Origin of the sequence: Collinsella sp. Sow4_D11, from assembly GCF_052116465.1 — a bacterium.
Taxonomy (GTDB): Bacteria; Actinomycetota; Coriobacteriia; order Coriobacteriales; family Coriobacteriaceae; genus Collinsella.
On sequence record NZ_JBQKLA010000001.1, the window covers coordinates 54988 to 69414 of the forward strand.

Here is a 14427-nt window from a genome sequence, read left to right on the forward strand (position 1 = left end):
CGAACAATACTCTATGTGAGGAGGATATAAGTGGCTAAGACATCGATGATCGTCAAGTGCAATCGCAAGCAGAAGTTCTCTACTCGTGAGTACACGCGCTGCCAGCGCTGCGGCCGTCCGCACTCTGTGTACCGCAAGTTTGGCCTGTGCCGTGTCTGCTTCCGCGAGCTTGCACTCAAGGGCGAGCTTCCCGGCGTTAAGAAGGCCAGCTGGTAAGTCACTACCAGCGTTTCAAGCATCCGTTTGGAACAGGGAAAACGTGCTAGTTAGGCTTTGCCGTTAAGGGCGGCGAAGAACCAAGAGCACGTGTTCATCAAGAACGAAGGAGAATCTGTATGAACCTTACAGACCCGATCGCAGATATGCTTACGCGCATTCGTAACGCTAACTCTGTGAACAAGGCCACGGTCTCCATGCCGAGCAGCAAGAAGCTCGTCGAGATCGCTCGTGTTCTGCACGAGGAGGGCTACATCGAGGGCTACGATGTCGAGGACACCGTTCCCCAGAAGACTCTGCACATCACGCTTAAGTATGGTCCCAAGAAGGCTAAGGTCATCAACGGCATCCGCCGCATTTCCAAGCCGGGCCTGCGTAAGTACACCGGCGTTGCCGACATGCCCCGCGTCCGCGGTGGCCTTGGTACCGCCATTATTTCCACCAGCCATGGCGTCATGACCGACCGCGATGCTCGCAAGCACAACGTCGGCGGCGAGATCATCGCTTACGTCTGGTAATTCGCTCGGTAGGTAGAAGGAAAGGAGATCACCGTGTCTCGTATCGGTAATAAGCCTGTCCAGATTCCCGCCGGAGTCGAAGTGGCAGTCAACGGCAACAACGTTGTCGTCAAGGGCCCCAAGGGCCAGCTCGAGCTCGATGTCTATGAGAAGCTCGCTATCAACATCGAGGACAACGTCCTCACCGTTTCCCGTCCCGACGACGAGCGTGAGACCCGTGCCTGCCACGGCCTCACCCGCGCCCTCATCCACAACATGGTTGTTGGCGTTTCCGAGGGCTTCGAGAAGAAGCTCGAGCTCGCCGGCGTCGGTTACCGCGTGCAGCAGAAGGGCAAGAACCTCGAGTTCTCCCTGGGCTTCTCGCACCCCGTGATCGTCGAGGCTCCCGAGGGTATCACCTTCGAGGTTCCCGACAACACCCACGTGAACGTCAAGGGTATCAACAAGCAGCAGGTCGGTCAGATCGCCGCTGAGATCCGCGGCCATCGTCCTCCCGAGCCTTACAAGGGCAAGGGTATCCACTACGTTGGCGAGCACATCCGCCGCAAGCTGGGTAAGGCCGCCAAGTAGTCGTAACCGACTCACTCGCATAAGACCAGCACCCCGTTAGGTGCTGGCAAGATCAACCTTTTTAGGAGTTTACGTATGAACAAGCATAAGGCGAAGCTGGAAGGCCTCAAGCGTCGTCAGCGTCGTGTTCGCGGCAAGATCTCGGGTACCGCCGAGCGTCCGCGTCTTCGCGTGACCCGTACTAACGCCAACATCTATGCCCAGATCATCGACGACAGCAAGGGCTCCAGCCTGACGCTCGTCTCTGCCTCGACCCTCGAGGCCGAGTTCAAGGGCACCCACACCTCGAACAAGGAGGCTGCGGAGAAGGTCGGTCAGCTCGTTGGCAAGCGCGCCATCGAGGCCGGCATCACCAAGGTCGCCTTCGATCGCGGTGGCCGTATCTACCATGGCCGCGTCAAGGCCCTCGCCGACGGTGCTCGTGCCGCCGGTCTCGAGTTCTAGGAGGTATGTAGCACATGGCTCGTAATCAGAAGCAGCAGCGCGAGGCCTCCGAGTTCGAGGAGCGCGTCGTTTACATCAACCGCGTGTCGAAGACCGTCAAGGGCGGCCGTCGCATGAGCCTCGTCGCTCTCGTCGTCGTTGGCGACGGCAAGGGCAACGTCGGCGTTGGCATGGGCAAGTCCGCTGAGGTGCCCATGGCCATCTCCAAGGCGTCTCTCGATGCCAAGAAGAACATGTTCCACGTGCCGGTGACCGAAGAGGGCACCATTCCGCACGAGGTTATCGGCCACTTTGGTGCCGGCCGCATCATCATCAAGCCCGCTGTCGAGGGTACCGGCGTTATCGCCGGCGGCGCTGTGCGTCCCCTCTTTGAGCTTGCTGGCATCAAGAACGTCCTGTCCAAGTCCCTCGGTACCGACAACGGCCTCAACATCATCAAGGCTGCCGTCGAGGGCCTCAAGGAGCTCTCCAGCCCTGAGGACGTCGCGGCTCGCCGTGGCCTGACGGTCTCCGAGATGTTCGTCGGTAAGGAGAACTAAGCATGGCTGACACCATCAAGATCAAGCAGGTCCGCAGCACCAACGGTTGCAAGCAGGACCAGGTCCGTACTGTCCGTGCCCTCGGTCTCCACAGGATCCGCGAGGTTCGCGAGATTACTGACAACGAGTCCGTCCGCGGCATGATCTTCAAGGTCAAGCACCTTGTCGAGATTGTAGAGGAGTAGCAAATGCAGCTTCACGATCTTACTCCCGCGCCCGGTTCCACCAAGAACCGCAAGCGCGTTGGCCGTGGCAATTCTTCGGGTCACGGCACCACTTCTGGCCGCGGCCAGAAGGGCCAGGGCTCTCGCTCTGGCGGCACCAAGGGTGCCGGCTTCGAGGGTGGCCAGACTCCGCTGGCTATGCGCCTGCCCAAGCTTCCGGGCTTCCGCAACCCCCGTCGTATCGAGTACACCGCTGTTAACGTTGAGCGTCTCGAGCGTAAGTTCGAGGATGGCGCTGTGATCGACGGTGCCGCTCTTAAGGCCGCTCGCATCACCAAGAGCGAGTTCGAGCCCGTCAAGGTGCTCGGCAATGGTGAGCTTACCAAGAAGTTCACGGTCAAGGTCGACAAGGTCAGCGCTTCTGCGCAGGCCAAGATCGAGGCCGCCGGCGGAAAGGTCGAGCTGCCGTGCTAAATGGTCTTAAGAATGCTTTCCGCATCAAAGAACTGCGCGAAAAGATTCTTTTTACCATAGCTATGCTCGTCGTGTACCGCATTGGTGCGCACGTTCCTGTGCCCGGCATTCCCTTCCAGGGGATGCTGGGCCTTTTCTCGACCGATAACAATTCGGTCGCCGCAGGTGCTATGGCCCTCCTGAATCTTTTCTCTGGCGGCGCGTTGAGCTATGTGTCGGTGTTTTCGCTGGGCATCATGCCTTACATCACCAGCTCGATCATCCTCCAGATGCTCCAGGCCGTTGTGCCTTCCCTGCATGAGCTTGCCCGCGAGGGCGAGGTCGGTCAGACCAAGATTACGCAGTATTCGCGTTACCTCACCCTGGCTCTGGCAATCCTCAACTCCGTGGGTTACCTCTTCCTCTTTAAGAGCTTCGGCATCAGCTTTAATGGCGCCGCCGCTCCCGAGATCATCTTCGACCTCATGATCGTCGGCACGCTCACCGCGGGCGCCATGCTGATCATGTGGATTGGTGAGCTCATTACCCAGCGCGGTATCGGCAATGGCATGTCGCTGATCATCTTTGCGAACATCATGGCCGGTCTGCCGCAGGCGATCTTCTCCAGCACCGAGGGCAATGGCGGTGGCATCATCACTATGGTGATCATCTGCGCCATCATCCTGCTGGTTATCCCGCTGATTGTTTTCCTTGAGCGCGGCCAGCGCCGCATTCCGGTCTCCTACGCTAAGCGCGTCGTGGGCCGTCGCATGATGGGTGGCCAGACCACCTACCTGCCCATCAAGGTCAACACCGCGGGCGTCGTGCCGATCATCTTCGCTTCGGCGCTGCTGTACTTCCCGGCTCAGGTTGCCGTGTTCTTCCCCGGCATCGGCTGGATTCAGGCAGTTGCCTCTGCGCTTTCGACCGGTTGGCTCAACTGGGTGCTTAACGTTGTCCTTATCGTGTTCTTCGCGTACTTCTACACCTCCATGGTGTTCAATCCCGATGACACGGCCGACAACCTTAAGAAGCAGGGCGGCTTTATTCCGGGCGTTCGTCCGGGTAGGGCTACCGCGGCCTACATCAAGAACGCGCTCAACAAGATTACGCTTCCCAGCGCTGTCTTTTTGGCGCTCATCGCCATCGTGCCTTCGATCATCTTCTCCTTCACGGGCAATCAGCTGATCCAGGCATTTGGCGGCACGTCCATCCTCATCATGGTAGGCGTCGTGCTCGACACGGTCGACAAGCTCGAAGGCCAGATCAAGATGTATGATTACGATGGATTCTTTAAATAGGCTAGAGGAGGATTGCTCATGAACCTCGTATTGCTCGGAGCTCCGGGTGCCGGTAAGGGCACCGTTGCACAGGAGCTCGTCGCCGAGTTTGGCGTCGCCCACATCTCCACGGGCGACCTGCTGCGTGCTGCCGTCAAGGGCGGCACCGAGCTTGGTATTCAGGCTAAGAAGTACATGGACGCTGGCGAGCTCGTTCCCGACCAGCTCGTGATCGACCTTGTCAAGGAGCGCCTTGCCGCCGATGACGCCCAGCAGGGCTTCATCCTCGACGGCTTCCCGCGCAACACCGCCCAGGCTGTGACGCTCGATTCCGAGCTCTCCGCCATGGGTCGCGAGATCGACTGCGCCCTTCTGGTCGACGTTGCCCCCGAGGTCATCATCGATCGTCTGTCTTCGCGTCGCACCTGCCGCGCCTGCGGTTACACCGGCACTGCTGCCGATGTTACCTGCCCAAAATGCGGCGGCGAGATGTATCAGCGCGACGACGATAAGCCCGAGACCATCAAGAACCGTCTCGACGTCTACGAGAAGTCCACGAGCCCGCTTGTCGATTACTATCGTGGCCAGGGTCTGCTCAAGTCGGTCAACGGTGACCAGGCTCGCGAGACCGTATACGGGGATGTCAAAGAGGCCCTCGGTCTATGATTAAGATTAAGTCTGCAACGCAAATCGAGCAGATGAAGAAGGCAGGAGCGCTATCTAAGATGGCGCTCCGCCACGTTGGAGCCATGGTGCGCCCCGGCGTTTCGACTTTTGAGCTCGATCAGCTCGCGGAGCAGATTATCCGCATGCATGGCGGCACCCCGGCCTTTAAGGGTTACGGCGGGTTCCCGGGGACCATTTGCGCATCGATCAACGATGCCGTGGTCCACGGTATTCCCAACCCCGATATGATCCTGCGCGATGGCGATATCATCTCTATCGATACGGGAGCCGTTGTCGACGGTTGGGTTGGCGATAACGCATGGACGTTTTTCGTCGGCACCCCTACGCCCGAGGCCAAGGCCCTGTGCGAGGTTACGCGCGATTGTCTTAAGGCTGCCATTGAGCAGGCTGTTCCCGGTAACCATATCGGGGATGTTGGTTATGCCGTCCAGTCCCTCGCCGAGTCTCACGGTTATGGCGTGCTTCGTGACTATGTGGGTCATGGCATTGGCCGCGTGATGCACGAGGACCCCAACGTTCCTAACTATGGAAAGAAGGGGAGGGGCGTTCGCCTCCAGGCCGGTATGGTCATTGCCATCGAGCCGATGGTAACGATGGGTTCCAACCATGTGAGCACGGGCTCCGACGGTTGGATCGTCACCACCAACGACCACCTGCCCGCCGCGCACTACGAGAACACCGTCGCCATCACCAATGACGGTCCGGTGATTCTCACCACCGATGCGCAAGGATCCTGGTGTTCGCTCCAAGGCGGAGAAATGTAAAAGTCGCCGCCCCCTGATGCCCAACCTCGCCTTTCAATTTCGAAGGCATGACCCCAAGGTCTATGCCTTCTCATTTCAAGGCGATCTTGGGCATCAGGGAACGGCTTTGTTTTACATTTCAAATGTAACAAGTTCCACGTAGTTGTGGAGCCATTACGAAGTTATTACGATGCGTGTATACGTGTTGTAGAATACTCAATCGCTGTCGTTTTCTAGAGAAAGATGATTGCTTGTGAAGAAGGAAGACGCAATTGAGCTCGAGGGTACGGTAAAGGAACCGTTGCCTAATGCCATGTTTAAGGTCGAGCTCGAGAACGGTCATTCGGTTCTGTGCAACATTTCTGGCAAGATTCGAATGAATTACATCCGTATTCTCCCCGGTGACAGGGTTGTCGTGGAGCTTTCCCCGTACGACCTGACCCGCGGCCGCATCACCTATCGCTACAAATAGCGGCACGCATACACGCACTCTATTTCCGACTGCAGGCTTAGCTCAACCTACGGTCGGATTGTGTGTGAAGACCAGCCATAGTTTTAAACGCCTGCGGCTGGGCGAGTAGATAGTAGGGAAGTAGTTTGAGCGCTACCGAAAGGAAGAACGATGAAGGTACGTCCTTCGGTCAAGAAGATGTGCGATAAGTGCAAAATCATTAGGCGCCATGGCAAGGTCCTCGTCATTTGCGAGAACCCCCGTCATAAGCAGCGTCAGGGTTAAGAGAGGAGACTACGTTGGCCCGTATTAATGGTGTCGACCTCCCGCGTGAGAAGCGCGTTGAGATCGGTCTGACCTACATTTACGGCATCGGCCGCACCACTGCGACGAAGATTTGCGTCGAGTGCAACGTTAACGTGGATACGCGCGTCAAGGACCTCACCGAGGATGAGGTTAACGCCATCCGCGAGTATATCGACAAGAACCAGATCATGGTTGAGGGCGACCTCCGCCGTGAGCGCAACCAGAACGTCAAGCGCCTTATGGACATCGGCTGCAACCGCGGCCTTCGTCACCGCAAGGGCCTCCCGGTCCGCGGCCAGCGCACCCACACTAACGCTCGTACCCGCAAGGGCCCGAAGCGTCAGATCGGTGCTAAGAAGAAGAAATAAGGAGCGCTAGATAGATGGCTACTGCTAAGAAGAACGTTCGCGCTGCCCGTCTGAAGCGCGCGGACCGTAAGAACATTTCCGTGGGCCAGGCTCACATCCGTTCTACGTTCAATAACACGATCGTTTCGATCACCGATCCCCAGGGCAACGTCATTTCCTGGAAGTCGGCTGGCCAGGTGGGCTTCAAGGGCTCCCGTAAGTCCACGCCGTTCGCTGCCCAGATGGCTGCCGAGGCTGCTGCCAAGCAGGCCATGGAGCACGGTATGAAGAAGGTTTCCGTCTTCGTCAAGGGCCCCGGCTCCGGTCGTGAGACCGCCATCCGCTCCCTCCAGGCTGCTGGCCTCGAGGTCTCGAGCATTCAGGACAAGACCCCCATCCCGCACAACGGCTGCCGCCCCAAGAAGCGTCGCCGCGTGTAACTGAAAGGATCGTATCAATATGGCAATCGACAGGACTCCTGTTCTTAAGCGCTGCCGTCAGCTCGGGATCGATCCCGCTGAGCTCGGTTACAGCAGCAAGAAGGAATCTATCCGTCAGCCCAAGCGCCGTCGCAAGGAATCTGAGTACGGCATGCAGCTGCGCGAGAAGCAGAAGGTCAAGTTCATCTATGGCGTTCTGGAGAAGCAGTTCCACGGCTACTTCAACAAGGCCCGTAAGATGAACGGCGTCACCGGTGAGAACCTCATGATCATCCTTGAGTCTCGCCTCGACAACGTTGTTTTCCGTCTTGGCTTCGCTCGCACCCGTAAAGAGGCTCGTCAGTCCGTCCGCCACGGTCACTTCACCGTGAACGGCAAGCGCGTGGACATCCCGTCCTACCGCGTCAAGGCCGGCGACGTCGTCGCTGTCGGCGAGAAGTTCCGTGACCTCCTCCCCATCAAGGAGGCTCTGATTTCCTCCGAGCGCTTTGAGGTCCCTGGCTGGCTTGAGGTCGATATCGAGAAGCTGTCTGGTAACGTGCTCGCTCTGCCGACGCGTGAGCAGATCAGCGGTGATATCAACGAGCAGCTCATCGTCGAGCTCTACTCTAAGTAGTCCATCCGGGCTGCTGAGGCTGGAGGTAATACATGTCAGAATTCATTAGGCCTCAGGTTCAGGTCGAAGAGATCAACGAGACGTCTGCTCGTGTCTCCGTCGAGCCGCTCGAGCGCGGTTACGGTGATACGCTGGGCAACTCCCTGCGTCGCGTTCTTCTGTCCTCGCTCGAGGGTGCCGCCGTCGAGGCTATTCAGATCGATGGTGCGCAGCACGAGTTCATGACCATCCCTAACATGGTCGAGGATGTCACTGACATCGTCCTGAATGTCAAGGGTCTTGTCTTCAGGGCTCTCGGCACGACCGACGAGGCGACCGCCACCATCTCGGTTGACGGCCCCTGCGAGGTCACCGGTGCGGACTTCTTTATTCCGTCCGAGTTTGAGTTGGTCAACCCCGAGCAGCACATCGCTACGCTCACCGAGGGTGGCCATCTCACCATGAGCATGCGCATCGGCTATGGCCGCGGCTATGTCTCTGGCGAGGCCAACAAGCGCGACAACGATCCCATCGGTGTGATCCACGTCGACTCGCTGTACTCGCCGGTATCCCGTTGCGCCAAGCTCGTTGAGGCTTGCCGTGTCGGTCAGCACACCGACTACGACCGCCTTGTCCTCGAGATCGAGACCAACGGCTCCATCGCCCCGCGCGACGCCGTGGTCCAGGCTGCCAATATCATCAACCAGCATATGGCTGCCTTTATGAACCTTGCCGAGACCCCCGAGGTCGAGGAGGAGGTTTCGATCTTCGCTCCCGAGGTCACCAACGACAACGCCGAGCTGGACAAGCAGATCGAGGATCTGGACCTTTCTGTCCGTTCCTACAACTGCCTTAAGCGTGCCAGCATTCACTCGGTCCGTCAGCTCGTTGAGTTCTCGGAGAACGATCTTCTGAACATCCGTAACTTCGGTGTTAAGTCGATCGAGGAAGTGAAGGACAAGCTTGAGTCCATGGGCCTGAGCCTGAAGGCTTAATGCTTCGCATATTTGAGGAGAAACTAGACCATGCGTCACAACGTTAAGAAGGGCCTGAAGCTCGGCACCGATGCGAGCCACACCAAGGCCATGAAGAAGAGCCTGGCCAAGGCCCTCTTCGAGAACGACCGCATCAAGACCACCGAGACCCGCGCTAAGGCGCTGCGTTCGGTTGTCGAGCCGATCATCACCTGGGCCAAGAAGGGCGACCTGCACTCTCGTCGTCTGGCTATCGCCAAGCTCGGCGATAAGCAGCTCGTTGCCGAGATCTTCGACAAGGCTGCTCAGGGCATGTGGCAGGATCGCAACGGTGGTTACACCCGCATCATGAAGCTCGGTAACCGTAAGGGCGACAACGCTCCCATCGTTATCATGGAGCTCGTCACCGAGCCTTGCACGCCCAAGGCCAAGAAAGCTGCTCCGGCCCCCAAGAAGGCCGCTGCTCCCAAGAAGGTCGAGGCTGTCGAGGAGACCGCTGCCGAGGAGGCTCCTGCTGAGGAGACCGCTGAGTAGACAATTCGTCTGCATAGGCTATATTCGAGGGGTACGTTCGCGTACCCCTCTTTTTTTGTCGCGATATCGTTGTTTGTTTGTTGGGAGCGCCCATGACCGCGCCGTCTGATTTCAATTTGACTCCAGAGCTCGATGCCACGTTGGTGTTTCGTGTTGCCTATGACGGCTCGTCCTATAGCGGATTTGCCGAGCAGCCGGGGCAGACGACGGTTGCCGGAGAGCTGCGTCTTGCCATAGAGACGCTCTTGCGCCGCTCAGTCGATTTGACGTGTGCCGGGCGCACCGATGCAGGGGTGCATGCGGTGGCCCAATACATCAGCGTGCCCGTTACGGACGCTGAGCTCGCTTTAACGCGCCGCAGGTGGCTGCGAGCTATGGATGCGCTGCTGCCCAAAGATATCGCCGTTAATGAGGTCTACAAGGCCCGTAAGGGCTTTTCTGCGCGTTTTGACGCACGTTCTCGGACCTATACCTACCGCATTGCCGATCGCGATGCGCGTCCGGTGCTATCGCGTGGTGCGGTATGGTGGCATCGTTATCCTTTGGACGTGGATGCGATGGCAGCCGCCTGCCCAGCGCTTTTGGGCGAACAGGACTTTAAGAGCTTTTGTAAGGTCGCTTCTGCCGTGGGCAAGCCAACGCATCGTTGCGTGATGCGTGCCGAGTTTGGCCACGAGGTCGCCTTTGGCGAGGATATCCTCACGTTTACCATCGAGGGCAATGCGTTTTTGCATTCGATGGTGCGCACCATCGTGGGAACGCTCGTCGAGATCGGCATGCATCGCCGCGATCCCGAGTGGATGCGCGAGGTGATTGACGCTTGCGATCGTACTGCTGCGGGTCCCACGGCGCCGGCGTGCGGCCTTACCTTTATGGGCGTAGATTATGACCCCACCGAGATCGTCGCGCTCGAATAGGGGAGAAACGAGAGCCATCTAAGTATGCTGCTCGTGTGGGCGAGCCGTGTGCAACATCTGTTCTTGGCGTGCAGCGCATCAGGCGACTCATTGCGTTTATTGCCGGGGTGTACCATGAACGGCAGTTGATTATTGCTGTCGAGAGGATGGATAACTTGCTTCGACGTGGCTCGCTTCCGCGACTTTCGGTGATCCTTGTTGTGGAGGGTTCGCCCAGCTACGCGATGCGTGCACTCGAAAGCGTCCAAAACCAAGACCTCTACGATATGCAGATTGTCGTTGCATGTCGCAACGCTGCGCCGGGCGTTCGTCATTCGCTCGATGTTGCCGCGGGCAGAGATATTCACATCGATCTGATAGACGTTGACGATCCGTCGAGCGGAGCTTGCCTTCGCGAGGGTTTTGCCGCTTCGCGCGGGGCCCACATTATCGCAATGAGCGCCGATGAGTGGTTTGCGCCGCGCGCGTTTTTGGCAATGCTCGATGTCGCTTGTGAGACCTCGGCAGATATCGTGTTTCCCTCGGTGTCGCTCGATCGCTACGATACGCATCGGGAACGCCATTCTCGTATGTTGGATGCGCAATCCATTGCCCTTGCCGACGATGGAGACCGGGCTTCAGGCCTGGCCAAGCTGGTCGAGAGCGGTCTGGTTTGTCAACATTCCGGTGTGATGTATGAACGCTCCCTGTTTGAGTTGTGTCTGCAGCATGCCGAGTCGTATCGTGCGATCGCCTTTTTGGCGCCTGCCCTTTCGCATGCGGAACGCGTATTTGGGTGCGCCGAAGCTTGTTTCCATACGGCCGCGCCATCGGTTGCGGATTCATTCGACCCCACCATGTTCTCGCGACTTTCCGATGACGCCAAGGCGCTTGAAGAGCTTTGCGTGCCATTTGACGCAATAGATGACGATAACCATCTAAAGCTGGCCTGCCAACGGTTTTACTATGGCCGCTTGGTTGCTTGTATCGAGAATTTGTGCCTGAGCCCCCATGGGGTGTCTTCAATTGAGCGTACGGCACGATTGCGTGATATGCTCAACGACGTGCGGACCCGCCAGATGGCGGTGGCCCTTAAGGGAGAGCGCCGAGGCCTTGGGCTTTTGTTTGGGCCGATTGCCAACGTTAAGCCTATGCGCTGCGTTATGTATGCGCATCTGGCTGCTTTTTTGAACAGAACGGGCGCAAGGATAGCCTAGCTGTTTCATATTCGAAAATAATTTGCATAGAATTGTTTCGAAATGCGTTCTTATTCACAAATAGCCTCAAATAGCGCTAAACTATTCAATCACTGATAGATTGTCTTCGCCATCTATGGAGTGAGGTTTTATATGGCTAAAAAACGCAACGGGCGCCAGGATGCCATCAGAGATATCGTGCGCAATAAAGACGTGCGTACGCAGCGCGTGCTGGTGGACGAACTCCGCGCCATGGGCTTTGATTGCACGCAGGCGACGGTTTCGCGTGACATCGCCGATATGGGGCTGCGCAAACTGCCCGAGGGCATCTATGTTCTGGCTGAGGACCTGCACCTGCAGCGCATGGTCTCCGAGCTGGTTACCGGTGTGTTGCGCACCGACAACCTGGTTATGATTAAGGCTCAGCCCGGCACCGCCTCGGGCATTGCCGCGGCTGTCGATGCGGCCGAGCTGCCCGATGTGCTCGGATCGCTTGCCGGCAATGACACGATTTTGGTTATCGCTCAGACTGCCGAGGATGGCGAACGCCTCGAAGCGCTGATTAACAAGCTCAGTGCCGCGCGTAAATAGCTTTACGCGCGTAAACAACGCCAGCTAAGACGGTGGAAATACAGGGGCGTCGGTTTTGAGCCGACGCCCTTTTTGTGACGCTCCTGTCGTGGCATCTCGATTGCGCGCGATATGCCATGTATGTCCCAGCAAAAAGCGCCCGAGCATTTGAGCAGCTCGGGCGCTTTGCTATCTACTGACCTGTGGAAGGATCGGGGGTCGGGCTAGGGCTGGGATCGGGGGTCGGGCCAGGGTCGGGGCTGGGGCTGGGGCTGGGATCGGGGCTGGGGCTGGGGTCGGGAGTAGGGGTGGTACTGCCGCCATCGCCTTCGCCGCCGGTGTTACCGCCCTCGTTGCCGCTCCCGCCGGTGGTCTCCTCCTCTTCTTCCTCGTCTTCGTCCTTATCCTCGTCCTCTTCCTTCTTCTTGTTGTTGGTGCCGTAGAACTTCCAGACGTTATTGTTCTTGTACGTGGGAGCCGTTCCGGTCGGGAACTCCTCGCGCTCGGCGCCCGCAAGAACGGTGTTCATGAACTTCTTAAAGACGGGCAGGTTGGTGCTGTCGCCCAGCAGGTCCGAACCGTACTTTTGGATGGGAATCTCGCCTGCGGAATAACCGGTCCACAGGGCGCATGCCAGTTGCGGCGTGTAGCCGCAGAACCACAGGTTGGTGGTGTTGTCAGTGGTGCCCGTCTTGCCGGCATAGGGCTGGTTGACGCTCAGCGCGCCGGCGGCACCCGTGCCGCTGCCCTGCATGACGCCGGATAGAACGCCGGTAACCGCGGCAGCCTCACCTTCGGTGAGCACCCGCGTGGGATTGTCGGTGTGCTGGTACAGAACCGAGCCGGTACGCGAGTCGATCTCGGTGATGGCGATCGGCTGGCGATAATAGCCGCCGTTGGCAAAAGCGGCGTAGGCCGATGCCATCTCGAGCGGTGAGATGGACCCGGTGCCGAGCGTCATGACGGGAACGTCCTCGATATTGTCCTTGGCGGGATCGATGCCGAGCTTTTTGACGAGCGACATGATCTTTTCATTGCCGATGGCTTCGGCCACCTGAATATAGCCGGTGTTGGATGAGTATGCCGTTGCCTGCTTAAGCGTGATGTTGCCATAGCTCTGGTTGCCATAGTTTTGCACCTCGGTCGTGGTGCCCTTGGCCTTGAGTGGCGAGTTGCAGTTGAGAATGACGTTGGGGTTCATGCCGTTTTGGATGGCAGTTGCCAGCGTAAAGGCCTTAAACGTGGAGCCCACGGGGCGCTTTGCCGTAGCGTGGTTCACGTGATTCTCGTCGGCGTTGTAGTCGTAGCCGCCCACCATGCACTTGATGTAGCCGGTCTTGGGGTCAACGACAACCATGCCCATGTCCAGGCCATCGAGCGAAAGCGTGTCGAGCTGTGAGCGCACAGCCTCCTCGGCCACCTGCTGCATGGTGGGGTCGATGGTGGTCTTAACAGTCAGACCACCCTTAAAGAGCACGTCGGTGGAGAACTCCTGCTCGAGCAGCTGTTTGACATAGGAGACAAAGTAGGGCTGTGAGTATACGTCGACGCCGCTGCCCGAGATCTCGGTCACGTTGAGGGTGATGGGCTCGGCCTGCGCGGCATCGTGCTCTTCCTGCGTGATGTGGCCCAGGCGAAGCATGTTGTCGAGTACCTTATTGCGGCGGGAAAGCGCCAGGTCGGGATTGACCGTGGGGTCGTACTGTGAGGGCGAGTTGGGCAGACCGATGAGCAGCGCGGCCTCGCTCAGGGTGAGGTCGGAAGCACTCTTGGAGAGGTAGGTCTCGGCGGCGGCCTCGATGCCATAGGCGCCGTGGCCATAGTAAATGGTGTTGAGGTACATCATGAGGATCTCGTCTTTGGAGTACATGTCCTCCATCTTGATGGCGATATAGGCCTCGCGTACCTTACGCTCGATGGTCGAGTCGAACTGCTCCTCCTGCAGGATGGTGTTGCGCACCAGCTGCTGGGTGATGGTCGAGGCTCCTTCGTGGCCGCCGGCAAGGGTTGCCACCGAGGCGCGCGCGATGCCCAAGAGGTCGATGCCGCCGTGCTCGTAGAAACGCTCGTCCTCGACGTCGATCGTGCCCTGCAGGACGTACGGGGAGACCTGGTCCTTGGTGATGGACTTGCGGTTTTGGGTATAGAAGCTGGCGATCTTGTTGCCGTTGCAGTCAACAATCTCGGTGGGCTCGCTGACCAGATAGGCGTTGGCGTCGGTGTAGTCGGGCAGGTCGGACAGCCAGCGGTTGACGTTGCCGATCATGCCGATGCCAAATGCTACGCCCGCGATGAGCAAAAAGCCCAAAAGCGAAAGCAGGATGACGGGCAGGACGTGCGTCTTAGAGCGACCGTGTCCCTGTCGTTGGCGAGGACCCATATGTTGACCTCCAAGTATGTCGTGCCAGGCGGCGGGTATGCGTCGGGCAGGATGGACATAAGTTATTACACGATAAACCAATCGAGCCGCGCGAAGCCTCGTGTATGCTGGTTGACGGCAATTA

General features: G+C 58.4%; 21 protein-coding genes. 20 read left to right on the top strand and 1 reads right to left on the bottom strand.

All coding sequences use genetic code 11. From position 1 onward, the window contains the following. Nucleotides 1–30: 30 nt before the first annotated feature. The 20 genes from ACTQ40_RS00245 (at nucleotide 31) to ACTQ40_RS00340 (ending at nucleotide 11944) form a co-directional block, all read left to right on the top strand. Complete coding sequence (locus tag ACTQ40_RS00245) at nucleotides 31–216, top strand: type Z 30S ribosomal protein S14 (protein ID WP_022094280.1); 186 nt, start codon at nucleotides 31–33, stop codon at nucleotides 214–216. Between the two features lie 119 nt (nucleotides 217–335). Beyond that, nucleotides 336–734, top strand: coding sequence for a 30S ribosomal protein S8 (rpsH, locus tag ACTQ40_RS00250; RefSeq protein ID WP_006235262.1), 399 nt, complete (start codon nucleotides 336–338; stop codon nucleotides 732–734). Nucleotides 735–767: 33 nt separating this feature from the next. Then, a complete protein-coding gene (gene rplF / locus ACTQ40_RS00255; RefSeq protein WP_441563061.1) occupies nucleotides 768–1304 on the top strand; it encodes a 50S ribosomal protein L6 in 537 nt (178 codons plus the stop codon). A gap of 75 nt (nucleotides 1305–1379) precedes the next feature. Then, nucleotides 1380–1748, top strand: coding sequence for a 50S ribosomal protein L18 (rplR, locus tag ACTQ40_RS00260; RefSeq protein ID WP_118270231.1), 369 nt, complete (start codon nucleotides 1380–1382; stop codon nucleotides 1746–1748). 14 nt (nucleotides 1749–1762) lie between these two features. Further along, nucleotides 1763–2287 (top strand): 30S ribosomal protein S5, encoded by a 525-nt coding sequence (gene rpsE / locus ACTQ40_RS00265; protein ID WP_154516070.1) that lies wholly within the window; start codon nucleotides 1763–1765, stop codon nucleotides 2285–2287. Nucleotides 2288–2289: 2 nt separating this feature from the next. Continuing rightward, nucleotides 2290–2472, top strand: coding sequence for a 50S ribosomal protein L30 (gene rpmD, locus ACTQ40_RS00270; RefSeq protein WP_154516067.1), 183 nt, complete (start codon nucleotides 2290–2292; stop codon nucleotides 2470–2472). Between the two features lie 3 nt (nucleotides 2473–2475). Then, nucleotides 2476–2925, top strand: a complete 450-nt coding sequence (rplO, locus tag ACTQ40_RS00275; protein ID WP_006235267.1) for a 50S ribosomal protein L15 — start codon at nucleotides 2476–2478, stop codon at nucleotides 2923–2925. Beyond that, entirely contained in the window at nucleotides 2919–4205 is a 1287-nt protein-coding gene (secY, locus tag ACTQ40_RS00280; protein ID WP_370450586.1) for a preprotein translocase subunit SecY, read from the top strand. Before rplO ends, secY begins: the two co-directional genes overlap by 7 nt. 18 nt (nucleotides 4206–4223) lie before the next feature. After that, nucleotides 4224–4850: an adenylate kinase gene (locus tag ACTQ40_RS00285; RefSeq protein WP_347486596.1), complete on the top strand. Its 627-nt coding sequence runs from the start codon at nucleotides 4224–4226 to the stop codon at nucleotides 4848–4850. Further along, nucleotides 4847–5635 carry a type I methionyl aminopeptidase gene (gene map / locus ACTQ40_RS00290; RefSeq protein ID WP_329738298.1) on the top strand — a complete coding sequence of 263 codons (789 nt, stop codon included), beginning with the start codon at nucleotides 4847–4849 and terminating at the stop codon, nucleotides 5633–5635. Before ACTQ40_RS00285 ends, map begins: the two co-directional genes overlap by 4 nt. A gap of 232 nt (nucleotides 5636–5867) precedes the next feature. After that, entirely contained in the window at nucleotides 5868–6086 is a 219-nt protein-coding gene (infA, locus tag ACTQ40_RS00295) for a translation initiation factor IF-1 (protein ID WP_035137443.1), read from the top strand. Nucleotides 6087–6236: 150 nt separating this feature from the next. Continuing rightward, nucleotides 6237–6350 (top strand): 50S ribosomal protein L36, encoded by a 114-nt coding sequence (rpmJ, locus tag ACTQ40_RS00300; RefSeq protein WP_006363204.1) that lies wholly within the window; start codon nucleotides 6237–6239, stop codon nucleotides 6348–6350. A 14-nt stretch (nucleotides 6351–6364) separates the two neighbouring features. Then, nucleotides 6365–6739, top strand: a complete 375-nt coding sequence (gene rpsM / locus ACTQ40_RS00305) for a 30S ribosomal protein S13 (RefSeq protein WP_154516058.1) — start codon at nucleotides 6365–6367, stop codon at nucleotides 6737–6739. Between the two features lie 14 nt (nucleotides 6740–6753). Beyond that, nucleotides 6754–7158, top strand: a complete 405-nt coding sequence (gene rpsK / locus ACTQ40_RS00310) for a 30S ribosomal protein S11 (RefSeq protein WP_006235274.1) — start codon at nucleotides 6754–6756, stop codon at nucleotides 7156–7158. 19 nt (nucleotides 7159–7177) lie between these two features. Then, entirely contained in the window at nucleotides 7178–7774 is a 597-nt protein-coding gene (rpsD, locus tag ACTQ40_RS00315; RefSeq protein ID WP_006235275.1) for a 30S ribosomal protein S4, read from the top strand. A 32-nt stretch (nucleotides 7775–7806) separates the two neighbouring features. After that, nucleotides 7807–8748: a DNA-directed RNA polymerase subunit alpha gene (locus tag ACTQ40_RS00320; RefSeq protein ID WP_154516055.1), complete on the top strand. Its 942-nt coding sequence runs from the start codon at nucleotides 7807–7809 to the stop codon at nucleotides 8746–8748. Between the two features lie 30 nt (nucleotides 8749–8778). Beyond that, a complete protein-coding gene (rplQ, locus tag ACTQ40_RS00325) occupies nucleotides 8779–9261 on the top strand; it encodes a 50S ribosomal protein L17 (protein WP_271742473.1) in 483 nt (160 codons plus the stop codon). Nucleotides 9262–9353: 92 nt separating this feature from the next. Further along, nucleotides 9354–10178 (top strand): tRNA pseudouridine(38-40) synthase TruA, encoded by an 825-nt coding sequence (gene truA / locus ACTQ40_RS00330; RefSeq protein WP_441546519.1) that lies wholly within the window; start codon nucleotides 9354–9356, stop codon nucleotides 10176–10178. A 68-nt stretch (nucleotides 10179–10246) separates the two neighbouring features. Continuing rightward, on the top strand, nucleotides 10247–11374 hold the full coding sequence (locus ACTQ40_RS00335; protein ID WP_441563062.1) for a glycosyltransferase: 1128 nt from the start codon (nucleotides 10247–10249) through the stop codon (nucleotides 11372–11374). 132 nt (nucleotides 11375–11506) lie between these two features. Then, complete coding sequence (locus tag ACTQ40_RS00340; protein WP_154516043.1) at nucleotides 11507–11944, top strand: arginine repressor; 438 nt, start codon at nucleotides 11507–11509, stop codon at nucleotides 11942–11944. 172 nt (nucleotides 11945–12116) lie between these two features. Here the strand turns inward: ACTQ40_RS00340 and ACTQ40_RS00345 are convergent, their stop codons facing one another. Next, on the bottom strand, nucleotides 12117–14303 hold the full coding sequence (locus tag ACTQ40_RS00345) for a transglycosylase domain-containing protein (RefSeq protein ID WP_441563063.1): 2187 nt from the start codon (nucleotides 14301–14303) through the stop codon (nucleotides 12117–12119). Nucleotides 14304–14427: the final 124 nt, after the last annotated feature.

Bases quoted from the DNA above. Each gene is read 5' to 3' on its own strand.
- rpsH (WP_006235262.1), top strand. From the start codon at position 336: ATGAACCTTACAGACCCGATCGCAGATATGCTTACGCGCATTCGTAAC.
- rplR (WP_118270231.1), top strand. From the start codon at position 1,380: ATGAACAAGCATAAGGCGAAGCTGGAAGGCCTCAAGCGTCGTCAGCGT.
- rpsE (WP_154516070.1), top strand. From the start codon at position 1,763: ATGGCTCGTAATCAGAAGCAGCAGCGCGAGGCCTCCGAGTTCGAGGAG.
- rpmD (WP_154516067.1), top strand. From the start codon at position 2,290: ATGGCTGACACCATCAAGATCAAGCAGGTCCGCAGCACCAACGGTTGC.
- rplO (WP_006235267.1), top strand. From the start codon at position 2,476: ATGCAGCTTCACGATCTTACTCCCGCGCCCGGTTCCACCAAGAACCGC.
- ACTQ40_RS00285 (WP_347486596.1), top strand. From the start codon at position 4,224: ATGAACCTCGTATTGCTCGGAGCTCCGGGTGCCGGTAAGGGCACCGTT.
- map (WP_329738298.1), top strand. From the start codon at position 4,847: ATGATTAAGATTAAGTCTGCAACGCAAATCGAGCAGATGAAGAAGGCA.
- rpmJ (WP_006363204.1), top strand. From the start codon at position 6,237: ATGAAGGTACGTCCTTCGGTCAAGAAGATGTGCGATAAGTGCAAAATC.
- rpsK (WP_006235274.1), top strand. From the start codon at position 6,754: ATGGCTACTGCTAAGAAGAACGTTCGCGCTGCCCGTCTGAAGCGCGCG.
- rpsD (WP_006235275.1), top strand. From the start codon at position 7,178: ATGGCAATCGACAGGACTCCTGTTCTTAAGCGCTGCCGTCAGCTCGGG.
- ACTQ40_RS00320 (WP_154516055.1), top strand. From the start codon at position 7,807: ATGTCAGAATTCATTAGGCCTCAGGTTCAGGTCGAAGAGATCAACGAG.
- rplQ (WP_271742473.1), top strand. From the start codon at position 8,779: ATGCGTCACAACGTTAAGAAGGGCCTGAAGCTCGGCACCGATGCGAGC.
- truA (WP_441546519.1), top strand. From the start codon at position 9,354: ATGACCGCGCCGTCTGATTTCAATTTGACTCCAGAGCTCGATGCCACG.
- ACTQ40_RS00340 (WP_154516043.1), top strand. From the start codon at position 11,507: ATGGCTAAAAAACGCAACGGGCGCCAGGATGCCATCAGAGATATCGTG.
- ACTQ40_RS00345 (WP_441563063.1), bottom strand. From the start codon at position 14,303: ATGGGTCCTCGCCAACGACAGGGACACGGTCGCTCTAAGACGCACGTC.